Consider the following 22,857-nt stretch of genomic DNA (forward strand, 5'->3'; position numbering starts at 1 on the left):
AGGTCATTTCTTTTTCAACAGCCTGTCGGCTTTCTTGCGCACCAATGTACTGCGCAGGTCGTGCATCGCCAGCAACAACTGATCTGTCACCGCCTCCAATTGCGCGTCACTGGCTTTGGATTGGGCCCATTGCGTGGTCAGGTTCATATAATCCACCGCACGATAGATATCGTCTATGTCGCGATGGGCAAGCACTCGCATGCGCTCTTCCATCCAGTCCTGGATGGTGGCGCGGTCCTCTTCGGACAGGGTGCGATCGCCATGCGGCTTGATTTCGCCGTTCTTGATGTTGACCACCGCAATCTGGTCCATCTCGATCCGGCGCTGGCGGTTTTCCGTATCGACACGAAACACCGCCGCGCCATTCTCGCGCACCCGGAAGTAATATTCAGGCAGTTCTGCGGACATGATCGTTCCTTATTATGTCAAACCGGCACAGAATGACTGAATTCTCTCGCACGCCTCCTTCAGGGCGGCATCTGACGTAGCGTAACTCACCCTAAAGTTTGGGGAAAGCCCGAAAGCGGCCCCAAATACCACCGCAACACCTGTCTCCTCCAGCAAGGCGGTGGCGAATACTTCGTCATCGGTGATCCTGGTCCCAGCCGCCGAAGTCTTGCCAATACATCCCGCGATAGAGGGATAAACATAAAATGCGCCGTCGGGAACCGGGCACCGGATGCCTTCGGCGGCGTTCAGCATCTCGACCACCAGATCGCGACGTCGCGCAAACATCTTGTTGTTGGCGGCGATGAAATCCTGTGGCCCGTTCAGCGCCTCAACAGCCGCCCATTGACTGATGGAGCAAGGGTTTGATGTTGATTGCGATTGCACCTTGCGCATCGCGCCAATCAACTTTTCCGGTCCTGCCGCATAACCAATCCGCCAGCCAGTCATCGCATAGGCCTTGCTGACGCCATTCATGGTCAACGTGCGATCATACAGGCGCGGTTCGACTTCAGCAGGGGTGCAGAATTCGAAATCATCATAGACCAGATGTTCGTACATATCGTCGGTCAGCACCCAGACATGAGGATGACGCATCAGCACATCGGTCAGTTGTTTCAACTCATCCCAAGTATATCCGGCCCCCGTCGGATTGGACGGCGAATTGAAGATCAGCCATTTCGTCTTGTCCGTGATTGCCGCTTCCAGCTGGTCGGCGGTCAGCTTGAACCCAGTCTGCAAGGAGGCCTCGGCAATGACCGGCGTGCCCCCGGCCAGCAACACCATATCAGGGTAGCTGACCCAATAGGGTGCCGGAATGATCACTTCATCGCCTTCGTTCAGGGTGGCGACCAGCGCATTGAACAGGATTTGCTTGCCGCCCGTGCCGACGCTGACCTGTGAGGGTACATAGGCCAGTTTGTTGTCGCGTTTGAACTTGGCGCAAATCGCCTGCTTCAGTTCAAGTATCCCGTCGACATTGGTATATTTCGTGCGCCCTTCGGTGATGGCTGCGATACCGGCATCCTTGATGTTCTGCGGGGTGTCAAAATCCGGCTCGCCTGCGCCGAGACCGATTATATCCTGCCCTGCCGCCTTCATTTCTGCGGCCTTGTTGGATACGGCGATGGTTGGTGACGGTTTGACACGAGCGAGAGTCGCGGACAGCAGTTCCATTTTGGGCCTCGGAGCGTTATGAGTTCGTGCATACTCATACGGTCCGTCCCTGCGTCGGGCAAGCCTATAGCGGCGCATCCAAAAGGAGAGAGAGTGCAATGACAGACGAAACCGACTGGTACAGCCCTGATGCAGCAACCTTTGGTGACCGCGTGGCCGCTGCGCGCGAAACAGCAGGCATGACACAGGGCGTGCTGGCCAAAAGACTGGGCGTGCAACTGTCGACCCTGCGCGCCTGGGAAGAAGACCGTTCAGAGCCGCGTGCAAACCGGCTGTCCATGTTGGCGGGACTGCTGAATGTCTCGATGATGTGGTTGATCAACGGTGAGGGAGAAGGTCTTGACCCGCCACAGGATGCCCAGGGTGTGAGCGAGGACATGCAGGCGATCCTGTCGGATATGCGTGTATTGCGCGCTGAAATGTTAAAAAATGTTGAAAAGATGGGACGCCTTGAGAAACGCCTGCGTCTGGCGACCGAGGCCCCCCGGCATGTCTGAAGAACTGCGCGAACATAAGATCAAACGCCTTTACATGCGTTCGATCCGTCGCGGAATCAAGGAAATGGACCTGATCCTGAAATCCTATGCGGACAGGCATCTGGCACAGATGGACGATGCAGCCCTCGATCTTTATGCGGTGATGTTGGATGAAAACGACCATGACCTGTATCAGTGGATCACGGGTCAGCAGACAGCGCCGGATCGTTTTGCCGCCTTGATGGCTGATATTGCTGCGGATTTTCCACCTGTGAAGTGACCCCCGGTAGATCGGGAGGGTTTAACGAAATATTCTGTTTTGTTCTTCAGGTTCAGGCTCATTAGATGAGTCGGAGACCTCGCATGAGCATTCAAGACACAATTGGGCAGGGCGTCCGAAACAAGGACTTCATGATCGGCTATCTCGAAGCCCTGTCATTGGTTGAACGGTTGCACCGTCTGTTGTTGGACGTGATCAAGGATGAATTCGAACGGGTCGGCGTGTTGGAAATCAACGCGGTGCAGGCGCTTTTGCTTTTTAACATTGGTGACAACGAAGTGACCGCAGGCGAATTGAAAAGCCGCGGCTATTATCAGGGAAGCAACGTCAGCTATAATCTCAAGAAACTGGTCGAAATGGGGTATATGCACCACCAGCGTTGCGAGATCGACCGCAGGTCGGTGCGCGTGCGCCTCACGGAAAAGGGCCGAAATATCCGCGACGTGGTCTCGGACCTTTTTGCCCGCCATGCGGATGCCCTGAAAGACAAGGGTGTGCTGGGTGTTGATGGTGTCGCCGACATCACAGGCTCTCTTAAACGGATGGAACGGTATTGGACCGATCAGATCCGGTATATTTATTAGACAGGCTACGAATGAACATATCTTTGAACGCGGAATGCGACCTGCACATTGGTCAGTTCTTTATCCGGAAATGCGTCGTCAAAGTCGTGAAAGCACCAATCCGTCCAATTCCCGGATCAGTTTTTCCGTCATGGCGCGGCTATAATCGTTAAACCCCATGGCAGTCTGCACAAATGCATCGGGCCCCAAAATCACCTCGGCCTGAAAATATGCCGACAATTCGGCAATTTCGGCCTGACGTATATCTCCGAGTTGGGGATCATCGACGCCAATCACCAGTGCATTTATCGTGAGGCCACTTTTCGCAAGGCGTTGACCAATGTCACGCGGACGCGGCCCGAGGTTGGATTTACCGTCACCTGACAGATCCAATGTCCGTTTCCAACAGTCCGTCTGACTGCGCAGGTGACGTGCCCCTTCGTTCATCGCGACGCCCAGGGCAGTGCCGGGACTGGCATCACGCCGTGTTGTCGCACGCAGGGTGGCAATGATCCGGTCAAGGGCTGCAGGGTCATCAATGGTTGTCCAGGGAAGGACAATCATTTGATCGGCGACACCGGACCATTCATAGACCATCATGCGTAGGGGGGCGTCAGGCATTGCCAGTATCTTTTTGCGTACTTCAGGGTGATCAAGTGCTGTCGCAAGACCAGCCATCTGCAACCGGTATTCGCGGGCGTCGACTGAGCCGGAGACATCCAGCCCCAGTGCCAGCGCCTGACGGCAGGCCGCCTCTGCCGCTGCGCATGGCATGGCCAAAATCGCGGCGATGGCAACAGCCCGGATCATCCTTGCGATCCCTGCCGCGCCTCGAATTGCCCGATCATCGCCGGCGACAGCTCGCGTTCCAGCTTGCGCCGCATGGCCCGTTCATAATCAGCAAAACCATTGGCTATCTCAATAAATGCCCCCGGCCCATGCAAAACTTCGGCGTGATAAAAAGGGATCAAGCCCAGTTCCCCTTCGAAATCAGCGGCGTTCACCACCAAACCATTCACGGTCACACCCTCAAAAGGAAAGGCGCGGTAGGCCTGTTGCGGACCAAATCCTTCGTTGTTCTGCCCGTCCCCTGCCATATCCAGTGTTTGTCTGGTGCATTGCGGGGCTCTTTCAAACATCCGTGCACCATAGCCGAGCGCATATCCCATGGCGGTCGGATAATCGGCATGCTTGCGGGTTGATCCGGCAATCGTTTCGGCCGCCACAACCAAGGCGCGGCGGCTGTCAATCGTGGTCCAGTCCAGCAAAACATCCTGCTGATAGCGGCCCGACCATTCATAAACCGCCAGCGCAACCGGTTGATCAGTTGCGAAAAATGCTGCGACAACTTCGGGGGCGGTAAGCGCCGCAACGACACCGCCACGCTGCAGCGTATCCTCCTCCGGATCAACCGAACTGGACACATCCAGAGCCAGTAACAGCGCCAGCCGACAGTCGGCATCAGCAATGCCGGGCAGGGCAATGAACATTGCAAAAAGCGCCGCCCCAGAGAGCGCCCGCTCCCTGCTTCTATCGCGCCAGATCATTTTCATGCCGCCTCCCGCCTGCTCAGGGCCGCCAGAAGCTTCCCGCTTCAATCCCGGACAATGGCACCGGCGCTGCGCCTGCAATGGCACGTTTTTACCAATGTCCGATGTTCTCCATACTGGCCCATGGTTCTGCCACCTCAAGTGGATCCCCCTCCTGCAACAGTTCGACAGAAATGTTGTCTGGGCTGCGCACAAAGGCCATGCGCCCATCGCGGGGCGGGCGGTTCATCACAACACCGTTGTCCATAAGATGCTGGCATGTCTTGTAAATATTTTCGACCGAATAGGCCAGATGGCCAAAGTGGCGACTGTCCGAAGGCAGGTCGTCATCACCGTCCCAGTTGTAGGTCAGTTCAATATCGGCATGGCCACCTTCCATCCCGGGGGGGCAAAGAAAAACCAGGGTGAAGCGTCCGCCGTCATGGTCAATGCGCCGCCGTTCGATCAGGCCCAAGAGTTTGTAAAAGGCGATCGAAGCATCAAGGTCTTTGACGCGCACCATCGTGTGCAGAAATTTTATTGGCATCGGGGTACTCCTAAGATCCGGTTACCCATGATCCTAGCATAGCCATCTGTCGTGGCCAGTGGCTCGCAACAAGTTGACCCTAGAAGGCTGATTTGATTCCGATGTTCAGGCCAACACGGTTTACATCATACAGCCCGATATTGCTGTCGGTACGCGACGCGGACAGTGTCAGCGATGGATTGAACCCGTAATAGTCGATGTCTGTGAAGGTGGCGGTTACATCTGCAAATATCCGACGGTCCTGCCGACCGTCGCGGGAATCGCGCGATACGTCATAATCGCGCCAGCTTGCGCCCAGACCGAATTGTACCGCTGCCCCCATGACCGGTTTCTTCAACGAAAAACCAGTGCGCAAAAGCACCTCTGTATATTCAATGGTCGCGTCATCCGATTGTGTTGCGGTCAGGTAAAGCCCCGCAAAGCCACTGTTCCCTGATGCAAACCCATGGGTGACGCTGCTGGATAGACCAAATAGGTCGCGATCCGGCGTGCTTTGGCCCCATTGGCGTTCTACTTCCACACCGAACCGCATTTTCTGTCGGGCACCGGTCGCGAGGGTCTGTTGCGCCTGTCCGCGCAGGAAACTGGCATATCTCGCCCCACCATACCAGGTTTGACCCGCTTCGACATCAGCCGCAAACTCACCTTTGCGCGCCATGTTGAAGGTGCGAAACCCGTATCCCAAAGAGGCTGCCCCAAAGGCAAAGTCCGACCCCGAAATAGCGGAAGAACCCAGATCATCAGTGATGGCAAAGGTCCGATAGGAAAGGGCGAATTTTACATCATGGGCAGTATCCGGAGTCTGGTGAAACCGGTAGCGCGTGCGCAGCGCACCGCCAACTTCAAGCCCGGCAATTGCTTGCGCTTCATCATTTAGTGAGAATTCAATCGACTCGCCGAACAGAAGTTCCGAAATAGCATAGTTCAACCGAGACCGATCTCGCGCCGATCCGTTGTTGATGTTGGAGTTGGGTGCAAAGGTAAATGTAACGTCGGTCTGCCAGGGATTCTGCTGTTTGACATATCTGAAATCGCGTTCAGCACGCGCGCGCAAAGCATCATTGGGAGCATGCTGCGCGGCGCGACGCAGCCACAGTTGCGCCCGTGTGCGTTTGCCTTCGGAAGATAAAACCTGTGCTGTGATCAGTGCTGCGGAATATCGTTGCGCATCGGTGTTGGACAGATCCCAGGCTTTGCGTGCCGCTGCGCGGGCAGGGGGCATATCCCCCAGATCCCGCGCGGCGCGGGCAAGTATCAGATAGGCATTCCGGTCCTCGCCGTCCCTTGTCAGCAAAGCTTCGGCAAAGCGCCGTGCGGTCTGTGCATCACCACCGCCCAAAGCGACCATAGCCGCCTGACGCAGTTCATCAGCAGTCAGGGCAGTCTGGGCCTGTACCGCGAAGGTGCAGCAGCAGACCGACACTGCAGCACCGGCAATCAGTCGCCTGAGGGCAGGGTGCATTACTCACGCGCTTCGCGATAGATCGTAAAGCCGGTGGTGTCGCGCACCCCATCGGGCGAGGCGGGGTCAATCCCGGTTTCAGCTACAATCACGCCAACAAGCTCTTCGCCATTGTCACCGGCAAGCACACCGTAGTATTTGCCTTCTTCGTAGTTCACCGCTTGCCCCGCAAGGCTGCCAAAGGTCGAGAAGACTTCACCCGTCAGCTCACCATTTGCGTCAAGCGAATCCTGCGTGATGAAGAAACGGATGGTGGGCAACCGCCCGCCAAGATCGGCGTTGTTTGCTTCACCGATCCGCTCCGCAATATCACCGGTGATCTCGTTCCCGCTCAGATCAAAAACCCGCCGGTCAAAGACAAATCCGTCAACGGCACCTTCATAGCGGCCGGTTTCGGCATTGAAATCGTCAAAATCAATCACGATCTGTACGCTGGATGTCGTATATTCCAGCAATCCGGTGCTGTTGTAGTCGCGCAGACCCGCCCCCTTGCCATTGTAAAGCCCCTGGCCAGAGGTCGGCATCTGAACCGATCCGTTGCGCTGGTAAACAAAACCACCGAAACCATATTGGACATAGGCACCTGTGCGCACAATCGCGAATTCGGTATTGCCTGTCCGGCTCACGCCATAGATGGCGCGATGGGTGAACTGGTTGATCGGTGCGGCGGTCTGCGTGTCAGGATATTGGTCGACCGCTTCATAAACCGCATAGTCCCCCAGACTGCCGACAGCGACGCCGCGCACATATGGCGTGTCGTCGCTGCCATCAAAGGGCAGGTTGTCGACATAGAATGTATCGTTTTCCGCGATATAGCGAATGCCCTCGGCAAACCCGTCACCGGAGTCACCGTCCTTCGGCTCCTTGCGAAAGATCGAGTCATTCGGCTTTGGAGAAACGGTGCCCGGTGGCACCACGCGGTCGCTTACGATCCCGCCATCGCCGCCGTCTGAACCGGAATCCGGATCGGTTGCATCTTGGCCAAAGGGCGCTTCGCCACCACACCCGACAAGAAACGTGCAAAGCATCAGCCCCGCGATATTGATTTTCATGTATCCCAGCCTACCCAGAAGAATTCGTTGGACAATCCCAAGAACCGGTCCTCCTTGTCAACGGTGCGGCAGGCATTAAAGCCAAAATAGTTGATTTAGGGTTCTCTCGACACAATACCTCATATCGCTGTTCCTGCTTTGCCTGCGCCCAGATATAGTAGCCGACGAATCTTAGCCGCTTTCCAAGGACGCCCCAATGCCCCTCAGCCTCGAACAACAAGCCGAAATCGACGAACTGCGCTTGCACACCATGCCAACCCTGCGTGCCACCGTACCGGGGATGGAGGCGCATCTTTACAAGGCCTATGATGTGCTCGATCACGGTTTCATCCGCGTCATCGACTATATGGGCGACGATTCTGCCATCTGTCAGGCGGCCCGCGTATCTTACGGCAAGGGCACCAAATCGGTGCAGAACGACGAGGGGCTGATCCGTTACCTCATGCGGCACTGGCATTCGACCCCCTTCGAGATGTGCGAGATCAAGCTGCACGTCAAACTGCCGGTCTTTGTCGCGCGCCAGTGGATTCGCCACCGCACTGCCAACGTCAACGAATACTCTGCCCGCTATTCGATCCTTGACCGCGAATTCTACATCCCCGCGCCGGAACATATCAACGCGCAATCCGTCGTGAACAATCAGGGCAGGGGCGGCGTGCTGGAGGGCGAGGAAGCGGCGAGAGTTCTGGAAATCCTGAAGTCAGACTCGACGCGGGCCTATGATAATTACGAATCCATGATCTCGCAGGACGGGCAAGACGGCCTTGCCCGCGAACTCGCCCGCATGAACCTGCCTGCGAACATCTATACCCAATGGTATTGGAAAGTGGACCTCCATAACCTGTTTCATTTTCTGCGCCTGCGGGCAGATAAACACGCACAATATGAAATAAGGGTTTACGCCGACGCGATCTGCAAGGTCGTCGCCGACTGGGTGCCCGCGGCCTATGGCGCGTTTGAGGACTACCGCCTGGGCGGTGCCACGATGTCCGGCAAGGCTTTGGATTGTGTCCGCCGGATGTTGAAGGGTGAGGAGGTGACGCAGGAGACGTCTGGGATGAGCAAGGGGGAATGGCGGGAGTTTATGGGTGTGATTGGGTGAAGGCGGGCCAATGGATAGGTACTGTTCAGGCGCAGGTATCGGGGCGAATTGTACTGAATTTAGACAGTGTCCCAAAAGGTCAGTTATACGGTTTCTTGTATTATTACCCAGAGGGCTTGCCTATCGGGGCATCGATTCAGATTGATGAATCTGAAACATTCGATGGAAGAGAAACTACCTACCAAGTTGCGTATTTTGATCCGTTGATTGGTGCTATCATAGATCAGCGGCAAGTAGACCTCGCTGCGAAGTTTCCTGGATTCTCCTTTCCTGATGAGATCAGAATCGCCTTTTCTGATCCCCAATTGGACGAGAACTCTCTTAGACTAAATGTGACATTTGTAGATGGAACGTTTGTCAAAGTAGACCTTGAAAAATCCGAGCCTCCGGAATTTTCAGATATGGAAGCAGAAAATATAAGCTGGACTGACTTCAAGAGCGTGGTCACCGCCTACGAACCGTACCAATACTTGTTTCGCGGCCAAGCCCTACCTTGGTCTTTGCAGTCCTCGTTTCACAGAACGAACAGAAGCTGCTTACATCGCTTCCTTGGATATGACCTACAAGAAATCCATCGCGCTGTCACTTCCCACACCAACCATATTTTTAATCTGGATCGTGCAGATGAACTCGGAGCAATTACTGCGCTTGCTCAACATCATGGATATCCAACACCATTAATTGATTGGAGTTGGTCTCCGTATGTGGCCGCGTGGTTTGCTTTCGAGAAACAGTTTCGGCCAGAGGCTGAAGCTAATCGGCCAGTTAGAATATTGGCACTTGATCAAACAGCACTTGAAAAATTCAGGTCATCATTCTTTCTGACCTATTCGATCCAGCACATATCCAAACTAGAATCGTTGGCAATCGAGAACCCCCGGATGGCTCCGCAGCAAGGTATCTTGACGTTGACTAATGTGCGAGATGTAGAACGTCACATCTTTTGGCTGGAAAAATCCTCTGGGATCAAGTTGCTCAGAGCATTTGATATTCCATATTTTGAGAGAGAAAATGCTTTGAGAGAACTCCGACTTATGGGGATAACTTATGGGACTCTGTTTCCGGGAATTGATAGTTCTTGTGCGGAGTTAAGAAGTAGGAATTTTTGATAGTTCGCTTGACCAAAATTAGATTGGATTAAGCCCATATTTATCGAGACCTGTTGCCTTGATAATAGTTGATGAGATGCCCACCTGCCTCTCAAACACGTCCGGCACCGCCGGACAGCGCCCGGACCTCCCCCATGGGGAGGGCGCTTCGCACCCACCCCGAGGTCCAAGCGCTGCCCTTTGCTGCAAAGCCACGCCCAGCCAAACACCACATCTAGTAGGTCAAAATCGCCCCCAAGCCAAAAACCACCAAAAACGCGCATGCACCGGGGGGTGTACGGGGGGTGCACAGGGGGTGTACGCTAGACACCCCCCTCTAAAACCCCCAAACTCACTGCATGTTTGACCTCGCCAATCCCCCCGCCGGTTTCATCGAAAACCCCTTTCCGCACTACGATGATTTGCTGCAAAATAGCCCCGTCACGCCGCAGCCTGACGGCTCTTTCCTCATCACCAGACACGCCGATCTGAACGCGATCTACCGCGACACGACCACCTATATTTCCGATAAAAAACAAGCCTTTGCGCCGAAGTTCGGCAAAGGCACCCCGCTTTATGAGCATCACACGACCAGCCTTGTTTTCAACGACCCGCCGCTGCACACCCGCGTGCGCCGCATCATGACGGCGGCCCTCACGCCCCGCGCCTTGGCCCGCATGGAACCCGGCCTGATTGCTACAGTGGACAGACTGCTTGATGACATGCCTCAAGCCCCTGATCTTATTGAGGACTTTGCCTCCACAATCCCCATCCAGATCATCGGTAACCTCCTTGATATTCCCATGGCCGAACGCGCCCCCCTGCGCGATTGGTCCCTCGCCATTCTGGGCGCACTGGAACCCACGCTCACGGACGCGCAACTGGCCAAGGGTCACACCGCCGTTGAGGAATTCAAAGTCTACTTACAAGACCTTATCGCCCGCCGCCGCGTTGATCCGGGCGATCCGGAAACCGACGTCCTCACGCGGTTGATCAATGGGGATTCCAACGGCCAACTCACCGAAACCGAATTGCTGCACAATTGCATTTTCATTCTCAACGCCGGCCATGAAACCACCACCAACCTCATCGGCAACGGCCTTGCCCTTTTGCACGATCATCCCGATCAAAAAGCTTTGCTGCAGAATGACTTAACCCTGATCGACACGACGGTGGAAGAGGTGCTGCGTCTGCGCGCGCCCAATCAGTTCGGCAATCGGGAAACCACCGCCACCGTGACATTTCGCGGTCATGAGATCCCGCCCCACACCAACCTGCATCTTTGCATCGGTGCGGCCAACCGCGACCCGGATGTCTTTGACGATCCGACAGAATTCGACATCACGCGCCACCCCAACCGGCATCTTGCCTTTGCGGGTGGTCCGCATGTCTGTGTCGGGCTGACCCTTGCCCGGATGGAGGGGCGCATCGCCATTGAACGCTTCCTGCGCCGCTATCCTGGCTACACCCTATCCGACAGGCGTATATCTGGTGGACGGATCAGGTTTCACGGCTACACGTCGTTGCCGGCAAGCCTCTAAGTCCAAGAAAAGGCTGGACTTGGGCAATTCATCGCGGCAAAGTTACGGCAACAAAAATTGCGGTAAATACAATAAAACGAGGGAACCTCATGCGTCTCACAACCTCAGCACTCGCAGGCGTCGGCCTGATGTTGGCCACACTGATGCCCGCGCAAGTTGCGGCACAGCCTAAAATTTATCCTTATAACGGTGCAAATTATTGCCCCGCCGGTTATCAGCCAGTGCAGCTGGGCGGGGTGATCTGTTGCGGTCAGCCTAACCAAAGCATGAGCTATAGCCAGGCGATGGCGCATCCGGTCGCGAAAAAGAAATATCGCAAGGTAGTGCGCAAGGTGCGTTCCGCCCGGCCAACCTGCCCGGCAGGCACAAAGGGTTGCTCAAGCTACTGATATTTATGGCCCTCGGAACCGGGTTGAATCGGCAAAATCTGTCGGTTCAGCGCCCGGCGCAGGGTGGCACCTGTCACAGATGCAAAGCTTGATTGCCGGTCATGCGATTTTCGCAAAATTGTTTTGACGCCTCTGCGGTGATCTGTCGGTGCGCTGGATTCCTGTCCTGTTGTGTCCTTTCCTTTATCTGGTGATCTGGTCGCTGCCCCGGCATGGTGAAAAGGTTTGTTAAGGCGTCGATTTAGCCGTTGTGATGGGGGCTTTGCGCCGGGGCTCCCCAATGCCTTGGGCTTCACGTTGAAAATGTGAAAACCGAAACCTGAGCCAACCTCGTTGGACTGTCCCAAAGGAGACGCACAACCGTGATCATCTATGGCCTTAAGAACTGTGATACCTGCCGTAAAGTGATGAAAGCACTGCCAGGTGCGGAACTGCGAGATGTGCGCGTTGACCCGGTGCCCGAAGCGATTTTGACAGCAGCCCTGGCGCACTTCGGGGAGGCGTTGGTTAACAAACGCTCAACGACGTGGCGCGGGCTGAACGAAAGCGAGCGTGCGCAACAGCCAATGACTTTGATCTTGGCCTATCCTGCAGTGATGAAGCGACCTTTGATCGCTGTGGATAAATCCTTTTTTCTAGGTTGGAACAGTGCGATAGAGCTTGAAATTAAAGCTTTGCTTTAAGGGGTGAGACATCTTTACCTTTCGAGTGTGTCACGATGTTGCAGGGGCCAATGCCCGGTCAAAGGAAAGCGGGCCTGCACCCTTCACAACCAACACCAACAGCAGGAAAATCCACAACGCGCGCTGATCCATGATCGTGGCGTCGGGAAAGCGATCGAACCAGCTGCCAAGCGCATCTGAAGCCCCGTGTCCGTGAATATCCGTCAGGGATTGAACAACGACAAAGCCGATCATCCCCAATGCAGCCAAACGCGTCAAAAAGCCCAGGACAATGAGCACCGGCAGGATGAATTCCGACCAGGTGCCCGCGAGGACGACAAGCTTGTGAAACAACGACAGAGCCTCCACATCATAGCCTGCGATTTCGATCACGCGTGGAAAAATCTGTGCGTAGGCACCCACTGACGGAGTCCAGATACCGGCAAGACCTTCCCCCAATTTGGTCAGGCCGGAGTTCAAGAAATACACCATAAGGATGGCTGCGAACAGGAACCGCGCCACTGTGGAAAGCAACCAGTCGGCGCGCTCAAGCTTGCTGGTAAGCGATGCGTATAAAGCCAGAAGTGCAGTCATGTCAGCTCCTTATGTTTCAATTTGGCCAGTGCGCCGCTACGCAGTGCAAGGGCCAGGCTGGTCGTCAGATCGAATTCGGGAGTGGTGATCATGACCTTGTCATATGCCTCACCAAATGACATCCCCCGATCCAGCGCCCCGAGCCATTGCGCGGCACCGGACGGGAGCGGCTGCGGGGCGGGATCAAAGGCCGGTCGGGTGATCAACACGTCTTGGGATATGCTACGCGGTTTCCCAGCCTCGGGGTTTTGATTGAAATTCCAAATATCGTAGAGCGGCCAATCGGATCGGATTATGCGTGTTGCCGGCGCAAGGGTCACCGTCGTCGCCAGCAGGGCCTCCGGTGAAAGATTTTGCAGGCTATTGTTATCAAAGACAGGGGCGTCTGCCGCATGATATGATTGGCGGAATGCAAGATCGAGAGCCGCTGCGTCAGGCAGGCAGCCGATATGTTTGAGCGGCTCAAATGTTTTCAGGAACTCAGGGAACTCAAGGCCATAGAACATCATGACCGGCGACGTCGGTGGATGGCGGCGGACAAAGAGACCGGCCAGGTTCGCGAAATTCCCAGGTCCGATCAGCTTGGATACCAGAGGAAAGGCGGTTTTCATCGATTCAATCAGCGATACCGTCACATTGTTGCGATAGACCGCATAACGTTTGCCGGCAGGCCGTGCTGCGCCATCCACGAGCCCCTCCGGAACCGCCTGCGACGGGTCGAGAAGGCCGGCGTGAAATGCCTTTTGGTCGGTCACGGTGTCAACGCAAGTGCGGCGCGTCCGGCTTCATCGCGCAGGACGGGCCATTCAGGCACATCGTTGTCCCATTCGACAAGGATCGGAGCAGTGCCTGTCTGAGCAAGAGTATAGTCCAGCAGTGCCCAAACCGGATCGACAACGGGTTTGCCATGGCTGTCGATCAGCAGGGGCGCACCATGATCGTCTTGGTCTTCGTCGTGGCCACCCACATGAATTTCCCCCACCTTGTCTGTCGGGAAAGCATCAATATAGTTCTGGGCCGAAAGTCCAAGATTGGTGGATGAAATGAATACATTGTTGACATCCAGCAAGAGACCACAGGAAGTTCTGTGGGTAACTTCCTTTAAAAAGTCGGTTTCAGAGAAGGTTGATTCCGTAAAGGCCAGATAGCTTGAGGGGTTTTCCAACAACATTTGCCGCCCCAGGAGATCTTGTACCTGATTGATGTGATCCACCACACAATCCAGCGTCGCCGTTGTATAGGGCAGGGGCAGCAAGTCATTCAAGAAAGCCGTACCATGTGTCGACCAGGCGAGATGTTCGGAAAAACTGGCCGGGTTGATCCAGTCGCACAGGCGCTTCAGGCGTTTGAGGTGGGCGCGATCCAGGGGTGCTTCGCCGCCAATCGACAGACCGACACCGTGGACAGAAATGGCGAATTGTTCTGACAATGCCGCGAGTTGCGCCAGGGGGCGGCCCCCATCCCCCATGTAGTTTTCTGCATGCACCTCTATCCATTCGACCGGACCGGGATCCGATTGCAGGTCCTTGAAATGCTGGGGTTTGTACCCCACGCCGGCAGCGTGGGGCAGTTTTTCAAAGTGGCGTGACCTATCCAGCATAGCGTCTGTTCCTCTTTGAGCGGGGTCCCGGGGCGAACAAGCCGCCCGAGACAGGATGTTTATGCCGGCAGGTCGCGATCAAGAGCCTCCAAAGAGCCTTTTCGCTCTGATCCGTCGGCCATTTCCGGTAGTTCGATGTCCTGACATGTACCGGAATCAACCAAGGTCCATGCGTTGCCCTGATAGTCGGTGACAGAGGTCCCGGCGCAGGTGGTGCCGGGCCCGGCGGCGCAATCATTTTCACCTGCAAGGGAGACGCCATAGCATTTCTCTTTGGAGGCTGCTTCGGCGGTTGTGGTGGATTGGGCTGTCATTGCGGCAGCGACCGCGCCGGCAATTGCGACTGATTTCATAGCGTTTGACATGTGAACTTCCTTTTTCTTGGCTTGGGTCACGGGTAATGTGCTTACTAAACCATCAGAATGGCCTGCACTCCAGTCACGAGCCAGTGTTTCACGATCCTGTCAGGGATTGGCCCGTAATGTTTGTAAATATTACAGGAACGGGTGGGCAAGTACCTCTGTTTGTTACAATTCCCCCCGCCCTCGGCGGTGCCACCGTCGCGCGGAGGGGGGGGATGTTACAATGGATTCAGGCCCGCAAATCGGGTGGGGTGGCCTCAATGCGCAGTTCTGCGGCGACATCCTGCAAGGCCTGGACAGAGGTTTGCTTTTGACCCAAACGACGGACCGAGACTGTCTTTTCCTCAACCTCGCGTGCGCCTACAGCCAGGATCACCGGCACCTTGCCCACCGAATGTTCGCGAACCTTATAGTTGATCTTTTCGTTGCGCATGTCAGCTTCGGCGCGCACCCCCGCTGATTTCAGGGTCTCGACGACCTCCATGACATAGTCGTCCGCCTCGGAGGTGATGGAGGCCACGACAACTTGGCGCGGTGCCAACCAGAAGGGCAGTTTGCCCGCGGAGTTTTCGATCAGGATGCCGATGAACCGTTCAAACGACCCAAGGCAGGCGCGGTGCAGCATATAGGGGCGGTGTTTTGCACCATCTTCGCCGACAAATTGCGCGTTCAGACGTTCGGGCAGATTTGGGTCCACCTGAAAGGTGCCACATTGCCATTCGCGGCCAATCGCATCGGTCAGTTTGAAGTCGAGCTTGGGGCCGTAAAAAGCGCCTTCCCCTGCATCCAGCGTATAGGGGTAGCCGGTGGCCTTGATCGCGTTTTCCAGCGCGTTTTCGACGTGATCCCAGCTTTCCTCTGATCCAACCCGCTTTTCGGGGCGGGTGGCAAACATGATTTCGAATTTTTCAAAGCCGAGGTCTTTGTAGACAGAGGCCAGATAGTCGATGAAGGCGGCGCATTCGGCCTCAATCTGGTCCTCACGGCAGAAGATATGGCCGTCATCCTGCGTAAATCCGCGCACGCGCATGATGCCGTGCAACGCGCCGGAAGGTTCGTACCGGTTGCAGGATCCGAATTCGGCCATGCGCAAGGGCAGGTCACGGTAGGATTTCATGCCTTGGTTGAAAATCTGCACGTGGCAGGGGCAGTTCATCGGTTTCAGCGCATTCACGGCCTTTTCGCGGGCGTGTTCCTCATCCACCTCGACGATAAACATATGTTCTTGATATTTGTCCCAATGGCCTGAGGCCTCCCACAGTTTGCGATCAACAACCTGCGGGGTGTTCACTTCGACATAGCCTGCCTTGCGCTGTTTGCGGCGCATGTAATCTTGTAAGGTGGTGTAGATCGACCAGCCGTTAGGGTGCCAGAACACCTGACCGGGGGCTTCTTCCTGCATGTGAAACAGGTTCATCTCGCGGCCCAGCTTGCGGTGATCGCGTTTTGCGGCTTCTTCCAGCATATTGAGATGCGCGCGCAGCTTTTCCTTGCCGGTAAAGGCAACGCCGTAGATGCGTTGCAACATGGCGCGGTCACTGTCGCCGCGCCAGTAGGCACCGGCGATGGACATCAATTTGAAGGCATCGCCGGGCACCTGGCCTGTGTGCTGCAGGTGAGGGCCACGGCACAGATCCTGCCAGTCACCATGCCAGTACATACGCAGCGGCTCATCGCCCGGAATGGCGTTGATCAGTTCGACCTTGTAGGGTTCGCCGTTGTCTTCATAATGTTTGATGGCGCGGGCGCGGTCCCAGACTTCGGTGCGCACTTGATCCCTCTTGTTGATGATTTCCTTCATCTTTTTCTCTATCAAGCCGAGATCTTCGGGAGTGAAGGATTCCTTGCGGTCAAAGTCGTAATACCAGCCATCCTTGATCACGGGGCCGATGGTGACCTTGGTGTCGGGCCAGATCTCCTGCACGGCGCGCGCCATGATATGGGCCAGATCGTGACGGACCAGCTCATTGGCTTGCTCCTCATCCGCCATCGTGTGGATGGCGATGTCGGCATCCCCCTCAATCGGCCAGGCCAGATCGGAATGTGTGCCGTTCACCGTGGCGCTGATTGCCTTTTTGCCTAGGGATTTCGAAATGTCGGCAGCAACTTCGCCCGCGGTGATACCTGCGTCGTAGTTTCGGACATTGCCATCGGGAAGGGTGAGTGAGATTTGCGCCATCAATGGGCCTCCTCGTCAGTTTGGCGCCTACGAGACGCCCGGTTGCGGGTTATGTGTTTGGTCTATGTGGCGGGACGGCCAAGGGTTGTCAACGTGGCAGGCACGTGAAAACGTGATGGAAACAAACCTGAGGAGTCTGCGCAATGGTCGAAGTGGAATGGCAACGATTGAAAGCGCAGGAACTGCGCAATTTGGCAGATCAAGATGCCGTGGTGATCCTGCCCGTCGCGTCAATTGAACAGCACGGACCGCATTTGCCGACCATGGTGGATACGCGGTTGGGTCACGAAGTTGCGGTGCGTGCCGCGCGCAAGGCCTATCCGACACGTCCTGTTGTTGTGACCCCGGTGGTCTGGGCCGGGTTGTCCGAACATCATATGCCTTTCGGCGGGACGCTGACAGTCAGCCATGCGACGTTTCACGCGGTTTTGCGCGATCTTGTTGATTCCATCACGCGCCACGGGTTTCATGACATTGTGATTTCCAATTCTCACGGTGGCAACATGACCGCGATGCAGCATTTCTGTGAGGAGATGTCACCACGGTTAGATGCGACGCTTGTGGCTGTTACCTACCCGGCAGAGGCGGCGGATGAGATTGGCAAGATACTGGAAGATCAGGAAAACCTGTCCCATGCTTGCGAGGCGGAGACCTCGATGATGATGGCTGTCGAAGGCGAGCTGGTGGATACCTCCGACCTTGCGGCGCTGAACAATGCTGACGGGGCAGGTGCTGGGTTCCTTGGGGCGGGCAAGGCGGCCTATCGCTGGCGGCCTTATACGCAAACCACATCACATGGGGCGACCGGCATGCCGGGACGGTCCAGCGCGGACAAGGGGGAGCGGTTGTTCGAGGCAGCGGCCGAAGCGATTGCGGCGATGATTCTTGATGCCGATACATGGGCCGCACCGGTGGACCAGCGCGGAAGCGGTGCAGGTGGTGTTCCGTTTCGGCGCTGAACAGCGACGTAATGTAATGGCAGAAACACATTGACCATGGCAGGGGGGCGTATAGTTTCAGCCCATCACAGCGCAAGGGGAACTTGATGTCCGGCTACAATAGTACCTTCCAACTGACCGTTGATGACATGGAACTGATCGAAGAAGCACTGCGGGCTCATGCGCGGGAATTGTCGATGCAAAAGCTGGTGAACCCTGACGCGAATGCAGAGCGGGCCAAGACCAATCGCGAGATTGAAGAAAACCTGCGCAAAGGTGAGGCTTTGTTGGGCCGGCTGCATGATCAAAAGATCTTTTACCGGCCCAAATCAGACGTTTACGTCAGCGGTTGAGCCAGACCCGCTACGAAAACCGCATAGCCCATCAACAAGCAGCACACCCAGCCGATGTTATGAAGCATTGGACGCAGAGGCATACGTGCCATGCCACTGATCATGCCGATTGCATGGGCGACCCTGACCCAGAAATATACAATCGCGGTCCAGTAGGTTAGCGTGCCAAAGCCGTCGACGCGATCCACGATCAAAACCAGAACCGCAAAAGGCAAAAATTGTTCCAGTAGGTTCAGATGGGCACGGTGCGCGCGGTGCACCCATGCCGGTAATTGGCGCAGATCTGCAGGTCGCTGGAAAGGATCCAGCGTACCGCCGGTTTCGGTTTGGCGTGCGGCACCGACCACATAGGGTAGCCAAAGGGAGGCCGCGAACAGGCTGAGGCAGGCAAGAATACCAAGTTCCGTTGGGAAAGCATCCATAAAACCAGTCCCTTACATTGAAGATTTCAAGGCTGTGCCAGTCTCGAGCCAGGACTTGAGAGAAGCGGCCAGACGCGCCCATCCTTCACCAGAGCCTTCTTGCCCCTCGGGCAGGTCGTAATGTTCGATGGTGAGCTTGCAGATGTCTCCCTGTGGTTCGATCAAGAATGCCATGCGTGATGCCGCAGCATCGGGCCCGAAGAAATGCGGTTCGAAGGTCGCTTCGATCCGCGTCTTTGGCACAACTTTGGTCGGTTGCTGCGTCAGCATCGAATTGCCGTCAGGCATGATCCAGTTCAGTTTACCGCCAACACGGGCTTCGCCCTCTACCCGAGCGCCAAGAAAATGGTAGGCAGACATGCTTTCGGGATTGCTCAACGCGTCCCATAACGCATCTTGCGTGCAGCGGATAAATGTCTGCATCATAAAGTCTGGTTTGGTCATTTGATCGTTCCTTTCGAGGGATGATTTGAGGTCTAGTACCGCTCGTGCTACCGGTTTGGAGCGCATCGGCTCAATCCAGCGATCTATGGTCTGTTGCAGGGTCACTGCGTTCAAATAGTGGTATTTGAACCGGCCTTTCTTGTGGGTCACGACCAGATGGGCTTCTGCCAGCACATTCAGGTGCTTCATCACGCCAAATCGGGTCATATCAAGCAGTTCCGTCAACTCTTGCAAAGTTTGTCCGTCCTTTTGGCGCAACGCGTCCAAAAGGGTGCGACGGGCCGGATCGGCAAGTGCTTTGAAGACTGCATCCATATAGGGCACTATAGGTAATAAATTAGTCACGTGACAATAGAGTCACGTAATTATCTGAAGGTTGTGTCTGTGGAAAGTCGCGCGCATGATCGCGTAAAGCAGGAGGGCATTCATGGTCGAAACATCGTTTTTATCAACAAAACAAGGGCGCAGGTTGGCCTATCACCGCACTGAAGGGCACGGTCCATGTGTGGTTTTTCTTGGGGGATTGAAATCCGACATGCAGGGCACCAAGGCGGTTTTTTTAGAACAATGGGCCAGAAAGGAAGGCCGTGCATTCCTGCGGTTTGACTATTCCGGTCACGGCGAATCGTCGGGTGTGTTCACAGATGGATGTATCGGCGACTGGGCAGACGACACTTTGGCAGCGATCGATGCCTTGACCGATGGAGCGATCCTTCCGGTAGGCTCGTCAATGGGGGGATGGCAAGCCTTGCTACTGACGCGGGCTATTCCAGAACGCATTGCCGGGCTTGTTACAATCGCAGCGGCCCCGGATTTTACCGAGGATGGCTATTGGGCATCTTTCAGCGATGCGCAAAAAGAGGCAATGCAAACCACCGGACATGTGGAACTCCCGTCTGACTACATGGAGCCCTATGTGATCACCAGACGGATGATCGAGGACGGTCGCAAACAGCTGGTCCTGCGCGATCCCTTGCCTTTGCCCTTTCCTGTACGTTTTTTGCAAGGCACGGCGGACACGGCCGTCAGCGTCGAAACTGCCGTGCGCTTGTTGGAGCACGCGACCGGGCCGGACATGCGGTTGCAATTGGTCAAAGATGCGGATCACCGGTTTTCAGATGGTCCGTGTCTTGGATTGATCGTTGATGCGATAGATCAAGTTTTGTCGGTAGGCGATTGAAAGGTAAAATTAAATGGAGCAACGCATTTCACTTATCACACTTGGTGTAAGAGATGCCGCAGCACTGTCGGCCTTTTATGATGCACTGGGTTGGGTGCGGGTCGAGACACAAGACGGGGTGATTGCCTATGATCTGATCGGGCAAACCCTGGCGCTGTACCAGTTGGAAAAACTGGCCGAGGACATCGGGGTGGATATAAATAGCCTTGGTCATGGAGCCATGACATTAAGCTACAACGTGCGCACCAAAGAAGAAGTTTCCCGCCTGATGAATCTTGCCCAAACCGCGGGCGCAAAGGTGTTGAAAGCCGCAGGCGATGTCTTTTGGGGCGGACACATCGGATATTTTTCGGATCCCGAAGGACATATCTGGGAGGTCGCATATAACCCGTTTTCGCCTCTCGGGGACGCGGGTGAGTTCCGTTGGAATGGCTTTGGCTGATGCGCAAGCCCGCGAGTATGTGGAGCCTTGAGACCTTCGGCCGGCAACGGCTGTCGCGGTACTTTTTCATGCGGGATTTCATGTATTCGGAAATTTCAGGTTTTCATGGTGTGCCGAACGTTCCGGATGATCCAGAGCTGGCGCTGGCGAATGGCCGTGCGTTTTGTGCTGCTTTGATGGACCCGCTTGAAGAAACCTTTGGCCGGATTGCGGTGCGTTCCGGCTATCGGTCCCGGCAACTCAATCAATTTGGCAATGAAAACAAACTGAATTGTGCCGCGAATGACAACCCGCTTGAATGCCACATCTGGGATTGGGGGCAGGATGCGCAGGCAGTGGCGGGTGCGTCGATCGTGGTGCCCTGGTTTGCTGATCAATATGCGCAAGGCCGCGACTGGCGCGATCTGGCATGGTGGATTCACGATCACATATCCTATTCGGAGATGTGGTTTTTCCCCAAACTGGCCGCGCTCAATCTGGTGTGGAGGCCAATGCCCAGGCGCACTATCTCAAGCTATATCAAGCCACGTGGCATGTTGTTGCACCCGGGGGCGGACCCTGATGAAGCTCTGGCAGATCGGCAGTCACGATACGCGGATTTCCCCCCTTTTCGGGGGTTGAGGCATCCCGTTGCCCCGGCGTATGCTGCGTCAAAATCGCCTTGAGGTCATGACAGATCCAAGGCTTGGGCAGGGCAGTACTTACATGCATTTTCAAATGGGTATCTTTTGATGGCCGAACCTTTGGTGCTGCTGCCCGACATGATGTGTGATGCGCGGGTATTCGGCCCTCAGATTGCCGAACTTTCATCGGATATGGCAGTGATGGTTGCCCCGATTACGCAGGGTGAGCGGATCGAGGAAATCGCTTCTAGTCTGCTCGATCTATTGCCTGCGCGCTTTGCCCTGGCCGGTCTGGCAATGGGGGGTGTTGTAGCAATGGAACTGCTGCGCCGCGCACCTGATCGTGTTTCGCGCATTGCGTTGATGGATACGAATCCCTTGGCCGAAACACCGGCGATTGCCGCCAACCGGGAGCCGCAAATCGTCAAAGTGCGGTCTGGTCGGTTGCTTGAGGTCATGCGCGACGAAATGAAGCCGCAATATCTGGCTCCCGGACCTTTCCGCGCCGAGGTGATGGAACTGGTGATGGACATGGCTGAAACCCTGGGGCCAGAGGTTTTTATCCGACAGTCGCGCGCGATGCAGCGGCGGCGCGACCAACAAGCAGTGCTGCGCAAGTGCCGGACACCCGCCCTGGTGCTTTGTGGGGAACATGATCAGTTATGTCCCGTCAAACGGCACACATTCATGGCGGAACTGATTCCCTATGCCGAATTGGTCGTTCTTGAAGATGCGGGGCATCTGCCAACCCTTGAACAACCGGCGCAGACTACGGCAGCCCTACGCAAATGGATGAAGCAACCTCTGGTCCTGCAATAGTCCTGTAGAATGCTCGTGCAGTGCTACTTCAGTATATCGTGGCGGGCACCTTCGGGCAGGACCCGCACCTCGGCAACTGGCCGTGACGTGCCAAGATCAAAGAAAGGTGTTTGTTTCCAGCGCCCTGTGAGCCGCGCAAACAGTGAACGTCCGATCATGCCCAGAACCAGATGTCTCATGCCTTCATGACGATGCCTGCCGTTCTTATCTGGAATAAACCCACGCGAGCGGACCGGGCCCAATCGGTCAGGTTCTGGGATTCGGCTTGTACGAAGGGCGGCAAAGGGCACATGTGGTGTTCGCAAGGTGTTGAAAAGCAACGCACCACAGCACTCGGCCTGCCAGCGCAACAGGTTCTTGGGACCAAAGGAAAAGCAGACAAGTTTGTTTTGTCCGGTCTCAAAGGTAATCTTGTCAGGAGTCGTCTGAAACACGGTGATGCCGCCATCCCCTGGATCAGGATCACCGGTATGAATGTCGGCAGCACGGCAAGACTGGCAAAAGCATCTCGCGTGATTTCCCCAACCGACATTATGTAACGTCCCTTTCACACCACCGCATCGGCATGTAAAAGGGACATCAGCCAT

At 55.7% G+C, this 22,857-nt stretch carries 29 protein-coding genes; 14 read left to right on the top strand and 15 right to left on the bottom strand.

Annotation, left to right across the window (positions count from 1 at the left end):
* Positions 1–3 precede the first annotated feature (3 nt).
* Both OS190_RS06195 and OS190_RS06200 read right to left on the bottom strand, forming a co-directional pair.
* A complete protein-coding gene (locus OS190_RS06195; RefSeq protein ID WP_267157790.1) occupies positions 4–408 on the bottom strand; it encodes a hypothetical protein in 405 nt (134 codons plus the stop codon).
* A 12-nt stretch (positions 409–420) separates the two neighbouring features.
* Complete coding sequence (locus tag OS190_RS06200; protein WP_267157791.1) at positions 421–1,623, bottom strand: pyridoxal phosphate-dependent aminotransferase; 1,203 nt, start codon at positions 1,621–1,623, stop codon at positions 421–423.
* Positions 1,624–1,721: 98 nt separating this feature from the next.
* Between OS190_RS06200 and OS190_RS06205 the strand changes: the two genes are divergently transcribed.
* From OS190_RS06205 to OS190_RS06215, 3 genes are all read left to right on the top strand, one after another.
* Positions 1,722–2,120 carry a helix-turn-helix domain-containing protein gene (locus OS190_RS06205; protein WP_267157792.1) on the top strand — a complete coding sequence of 133 codons (399 nt, stop codon included), beginning with the start codon at positions 1,722–1,724 and terminating at the stop codon, positions 2,118–2,120.
* Positions 2,113–2,379, top strand: coding sequence for an FAD assembly factor SdhE (locus tag OS190_RS06210; protein WP_267157793.1), 267 nt, complete (start codon positions 2,113–2,115; stop codon positions 2,377–2,379). The genes OS190_RS06205 and OS190_RS06210 overlap by 8 nt, the downstream gene beginning before the upstream one ends.
* Before the next feature lie 83 nt (positions 2,380–2,462).
* The gene (locus OS190_RS06215) at positions 2,463–2,963 is read left to right on the top strand and encodes a MarR family winged helix-turn-helix transcriptional regulator (protein ID WP_267157794.1); all 501 of its coding nucleotides are present in this window, start codon (positions 2,463–2,465) and stop codon (positions 2,961–2,963) included.
* A gap of 78 nt (positions 2,964–3,041) precedes the next feature.
* On the opposite strand, the gene OS190_RS06220 is transcribed toward OS190_RS06215, so the two are convergent.
* The 5 genes from OS190_RS06220 to OS190_RS06240 form a co-directional block, all read right to left on the bottom strand.
* Positions 3,042–3,752: a DUF1194 domain-containing protein gene (locus tag OS190_RS06220; protein WP_267157795.1), complete on the bottom strand. Its 711-nt coding sequence runs from the start codon at positions 3,750–3,752 to the stop codon at positions 3,042–3,044.
* Positions 3,749–4,495 (bottom strand): DUF1194 domain-containing protein, encoded by a 747-nt coding sequence (locus OS190_RS06225; protein ID WP_416237375.1) that lies wholly within the window; start codon positions 4,493–4,495, stop codon positions 3,749–3,751. The genes OS190_RS06220 and OS190_RS06225 overlap by 4 nt, the downstream gene beginning before the upstream one ends.
* A gap of 88 nt (positions 4,496–4,583) precedes the next feature.
* Positions 4,584–5,018 carry a VOC family protein gene (locus tag OS190_RS06230; protein ID WP_267157796.1) on the bottom strand — a complete coding sequence of 145 codons (435 nt, stop codon included), beginning with the start codon at positions 5,016–5,018 and terminating at the stop codon, positions 4,584–4,586.
* A gap of 79 nt (positions 5,019–5,097) precedes the next feature.
* Positions 5,098–6,480, bottom strand: coding sequence for a tetratricopeptide repeat protein (locus OS190_RS06235; protein WP_267157797.1), 1,383 nt, complete (start codon positions 6,478–6,480; stop codon positions 5,098–5,100).
* Positions 6,480–7,532: a hypothetical protein gene (locus tag OS190_RS06240; RefSeq protein WP_267157798.1), complete on the bottom strand. Its 1,053-nt coding sequence runs from the start codon at positions 7,530–7,532 to the stop codon at positions 6,480–6,482. The genes OS190_RS06235 and OS190_RS06240 overlap by 1 nt, the downstream gene beginning before the upstream one ends.
* Before the next feature lie 196 nt (positions 7,533–7,728).
* Between OS190_RS06240 and thyX the strand changes: the two genes are divergently transcribed.
* The 5 genes from thyX (at position 7,729) to OS190_RS06265 (ending at position 12,335) form a co-directional block, all read left to right on the top strand.
* Positions 7,729–8,634, top strand: coding sequence for an FAD-dependent thymidylate synthase (thyX, locus tag OS190_RS06245; RefSeq protein WP_267157799.1), 906 nt, complete (start codon positions 7,729–7,731; stop codon positions 8,632–8,634).
* Entirely contained in the window at positions 8,604–9,743 is a 1,140-nt protein-coding gene (locus tag OS190_RS06250; protein WP_267157800.1) for an FRG domain-containing protein, read from the top strand. The genes thyX and OS190_RS06250 overlap by 31 nt, the downstream gene beginning before the upstream one ends.
* A gap of 338 nt (positions 9,744–10,081) precedes the next feature.
* Positions 10,082–11,263, top strand: a complete 1,182-nt coding sequence (locus OS190_RS06255; RefSeq protein WP_267157801.1) for a cytochrome P450 — start codon at positions 10,082–10,084, stop codon at positions 11,261–11,263.
* Positions 11,264–11,352: 89 nt separating this feature from the next.
* Positions 11,353–11,652: a hypothetical protein gene (locus tag OS190_RS06260; protein ID WP_267157802.1), complete on the top strand. Its 300-nt coding sequence runs from the start codon at positions 11,353–11,355 to the stop codon at positions 11,650–11,652.
* Positions 11,653–12,014: 362 nt separating this feature from the next.
* Positions 12,015–12,335, top strand: coding sequence for an ArsC/Spx/MgsR family protein (locus OS190_RS06265; protein WP_267157803.1), 321 nt, complete (start codon positions 12,015–12,017; stop codon positions 12,333–12,335).
* A 30-nt stretch (positions 12,336–12,365) separates the two neighbouring features.
* On the opposite strand, the gene OS190_RS06270 is transcribed toward OS190_RS06265, so the two are convergent.
* From OS190_RS06270 to thrS, 5 genes are all read right to left on the bottom strand, one after another.
* Positions 12,366–12,908, bottom strand: a complete 543-nt coding sequence (locus OS190_RS06270) for a DoxX family protein (RefSeq protein ID WP_267157804.1) — start codon at positions 12,906–12,908, stop codon at positions 12,366–12,368.
* Complete coding sequence (locus tag OS190_RS06275; RefSeq protein ID WP_267157805.1) at positions 12,905–13,663, bottom strand: HvfC/BufC N-terminal domain-containing protein; 759 nt, start codon at positions 13,661–13,663, stop codon at positions 12,905–12,907. Before OS190_RS06275 ends, OS190_RS06270 begins: the two co-directional genes overlap by 4 nt.
* Complete coding sequence (gene bufB / locus OS190_RS06280; protein ID WP_267157806.1) at positions 13,660–14,508, bottom strand: MNIO family bufferin maturase; 849 nt, start codon at positions 14,506–14,508, stop codon at positions 13,660–13,662. The genes OS190_RS06275 and bufB overlap by 4 nt, the downstream gene beginning before the upstream one ends.
* Positions 14,509–14,567: 59 nt before the next feature.
* Positions 14,568–14,873, bottom strand: coding sequence for a BufA1 family periplasmic bufferin-type metallophore (locus tag OS190_RS06285; RefSeq protein WP_267157807.1), 306 nt, complete (start codon positions 14,871–14,873; stop codon positions 14,568–14,570).
* Between the two features lie 226 nt (positions 14,874–15,099).
* Complete coding sequence (thrS, locus tag OS190_RS06290; RefSeq protein WP_267157808.1) at positions 15,100–17,049, bottom strand: threonine--tRNA ligase; 1,950 nt, start codon at positions 17,047–17,049, stop codon at positions 15,100–15,102.
* A 143-nt stretch (positions 17,050–17,192) separates the two neighbouring features.
* Here thrS and OS190_RS06295 point away from each other — a divergent pair, with 143 nt between their 5' ends.
* On the top strand, positions 17,193–18,008 hold the full coding sequence (locus OS190_RS06295; RefSeq protein ID WP_267157809.1) for a creatininase family protein: 816 nt from the start codon (positions 17,193–17,195) through the stop codon (positions 18,006–18,008).
* A gap of 86 nt (positions 18,009–18,094) precedes the next feature.
* Positions 18,095–18,340: a hypothetical protein gene (locus OS190_RS06300; protein WP_267157810.1), complete on the top strand. Its 246-nt coding sequence runs from the start codon at positions 18,095–18,097 to the stop codon at positions 18,338–18,340.
* On the opposite strand, the gene OS190_RS06305 is transcribed toward OS190_RS06300, so the two are convergent.
* Both OS190_RS06305 and OS190_RS06310 read right to left on the bottom strand, forming a co-directional pair.
* Complete coding sequence (locus OS190_RS06305) at positions 18,325–18,762, bottom strand: MAPEG family protein (protein WP_267157811.1); 438 nt, start codon at positions 18,760–18,762, stop codon at positions 18,325–18,327. The genes OS190_RS06300 and OS190_RS06305 overlap by 16 nt on opposite strands.
* 12 nt (positions 18,763–18,774) lie before the next feature.
* Positions 18,775–19,521 carry an ArsR/SmtB family transcription factor gene (locus tag OS190_RS06310; RefSeq protein WP_267157812.1) on the bottom strand — a complete coding sequence of 249 codons (747 nt, stop codon included), beginning with the start codon at positions 19,519–19,521 and terminating at the stop codon, positions 18,775–18,777.
* A 112-nt stretch (positions 19,522–19,633) separates the two neighbouring features.
* Between OS190_RS06310 and OS190_RS06315 the strand changes: the two genes are divergently transcribed.
* From OS190_RS06315 to OS190_RS06330, 4 genes are all read left to right on the top strand, one after another.
* A complete protein-coding gene (locus OS190_RS06315; protein WP_267157813.1) occupies positions 19,634–20,386 on the top strand; it encodes an alpha/beta fold hydrolase in 753 nt (250 codons plus the stop codon).
* A gap of 13 nt (positions 20,387–20,399) precedes the next feature.
* The gene (locus OS190_RS06320) at positions 20,400–20,828 is read left to right on the top strand and encodes a VOC family protein (RefSeq protein WP_267157814.1); all 429 of its coding nucleotides are present in this window, start codon (positions 20,400–20,402) and stop codon (positions 20,826–20,828) included.
* Positions 20,829–20,845: 17 nt separating this feature from the next.
* Positions 20,846–21,493 (top strand): hypothetical protein, encoded by a 648-nt coding sequence (locus OS190_RS06325; RefSeq protein ID WP_267158313.1) that lies wholly within the window; start codon positions 20,846–20,848, stop codon positions 21,491–21,493.
* A 66-nt stretch (positions 21,494–21,559) separates the two neighbouring features.
* Positions 21,560–22,270 carry an alpha/beta fold hydrolase gene (locus OS190_RS06330; RefSeq protein ID WP_267157815.1) on the top strand — a complete coding sequence of 237 codons (711 nt, stop codon included), beginning with the start codon at positions 21,560–21,562 and terminating at the stop codon, positions 22,268–22,270.
* A 23-nt stretch (positions 22,271–22,293) separates the two neighbouring features.
* On the opposite strand, the gene OS190_RS06335 is transcribed toward OS190_RS06330, so the two are convergent.
* Positions 22,294–22,857, bottom strand: coding sequence for a DUF6151 family protein (locus tag OS190_RS06335; protein WP_267157816.1), 564 nt, complete (start codon positions 22,855–22,857; stop codon positions 22,294–22,296).

It is taken from the genome of Sulfitobacter sp. F26204 (genome assembly GCF_026410305.1).
Classification (GTDB): Bacteria; Pseudomonadota; Alphaproteobacteria; order Rhodobacterales; family Rhodobacteraceae; genus Sulfitobacter.

Bases quoted from the DNA above. Each gene is read 5' to 3' on its own strand.
- OS190_RS06195 (WP_267157790.1), bottom strand. From the start codon at position 408: ATGTCCGCAGAACTGCCTGAATATTACTTCCGGGTGCGCGAGAATGGC.
- OS190_RS06200 (WP_267157791.1), bottom strand. From the start codon at position 1,623: ATGGAACTGCTGTCCGCGACTCTCGCTCGTGTCAAACCGTCACCAACC.
- OS190_RS06205 (WP_267157792.1), top strand. From the start codon at position 1,722: ATGACAGACGAAACCGACTGGTACAGCCCTGATGCAGCAACCTTTGGT.
- OS190_RS06210 (WP_267157793.1), top strand. From the start codon at position 2,113: ATGTCTGAAGAACTGCGCGAACATAAGATCAAACGCCTTTACATGCGT.
- OS190_RS06215 (WP_267157794.1), top strand. From the start codon at position 2,463: ATGAGCATTCAAGACACAATTGGGCAGGGCGTCCGAAACAAGGACTTC.
- OS190_RS06220 (WP_267157795.1), bottom strand. From the start codon at position 3,752: ATGATCCGGGCTGTTGCCATCGCCGCGATTTTGGCCATGCCATGCGCA.
- OS190_RS06225 (WP_416237375.1), bottom strand. From the start codon at position 4,495: ATGAAAATGATCTGGCGCGATAGAAGCAGGGAGCGGGCGCTCTCTGGG.
- OS190_RS06230 (WP_267157796.1), bottom strand. From the start codon at position 5,018: ATGCCAATAAAATTTCTGCACACGATGGTGCGCGTCAAAGACCTTGAT.
- OS190_RS06235 (WP_267157797.1), bottom strand. From the start codon at position 6,480: ATGCACCCTGCCCTCAGGCGACTGATTGCCGGTGCTGCAGTGTCGGTC.
- OS190_RS06240 (WP_267157798.1), bottom strand. From the start codon at position 7,532: ATGAAAATCAATATCGCGGGGCTGATGCTTTGCACGTTTCTTGTCGGG.
- thyX (WP_267157799.1), top strand. From the start codon at position 7,729: ATGCCCCTCAGCCTCGAACAACAAGCCGAAATCGACGAACTGCGCTTG.
- OS190_RS06250 (WP_267157800.1), top strand. From the start codon at position 8,604: ATGGCGGGAGTTTATGGGTGTGATTGGGTGAAGGCGGGCCAATGGATA.
- OS190_RS06255 (WP_267157801.1), top strand. From the start codon at position 10,082: ATGTTTGACCTCGCCAATCCCCCCGCCGGTTTCATCGAAAACCCCTTT.
- OS190_RS06260 (WP_267157802.1), top strand. From the start codon at position 11,353: ATGCGTCTCACAACCTCAGCACTCGCAGGCGTCGGCCTGATGTTGGCC.
- OS190_RS06270 (WP_267157804.1), bottom strand. From the start codon at position 12,908: ATGACTGCACTTCTGGCTTTATACGCATCGCTTACCAGCAAGCTTGAG.
- bufB (WP_267157806.1), bottom strand. From the start codon at position 14,508: ATGCTGGATAGGTCACGCCACTTTGAAAAACTGCCCCACGCTGCCGGC.
- OS190_RS06285 (WP_267157807.1), bottom strand. From the start codon at position 14,873: ATGTCAAACGCTATGAAATCAGTCGCAATTGCCGGCGCGGTCGCTGCC.
- thrS (WP_267157808.1), bottom strand. From the start codon at position 17,049: ATGGCGCAAATCTCACTCACCCTTCCCGATGGCAATGTCCGAAACTAC.
- OS190_RS06295 (WP_267157809.1), top strand. From the start codon at position 17,193: ATGGTCGAAGTGGAATGGCAACGATTGAAAGCGCAGGAACTGCGCAAT.
- OS190_RS06300 (WP_267157810.1), top strand. From the start codon at position 18,095: ATGTCCGGCTACAATAGTACCTTCCAACTGACCGTTGATGACATGGAA.
- OS190_RS06305 (WP_267157811.1), bottom strand. From the start codon at position 18,762: ATGGATGCTTTCCCAACGGAACTTGGTATTCTTGCCTGCCTCAGCCTG.
- OS190_RS06310 (WP_267157812.1), bottom strand. From the start codon at position 19,521: ATGGATGCAGTCTTCAAAGCACTTGCCGATCCGGCCCGTCGCACCCTT.
- OS190_RS06315 (WP_267157813.1), top strand. From the start codon at position 19,634: ATGGTCGAAACATCGTTTTTATCAACAAAACAAGGGCGCAGGTTGGCC.
- OS190_RS06320 (WP_267157814.1), top strand. From the start codon at position 20,400: ATGGAGCAACGCATTTCACTTATCACACTTGGTGTAAGAGATGCCGCA.
- OS190_RS06325 (WP_267158313.1), top strand. From the start codon at position 20,846: ATGTGGAGCCTTGAGACCTTCGGCCGGCAACGGCTGTCGCGGTACTTT.
- OS190_RS06330 (WP_267157815.1), top strand. From the start codon at position 21,560: ATGGCCGAACCTTTGGTGCTGCTGCCCGACATGATGTGTGATGCGCGG.
- OS190_RS06335 (WP_267157816.1), bottom strand. From the start codon at position 22,857: ATGGCTGATGTCCCTTTTACATGCCGATGCGGTGGTGTGAAAGGGACG.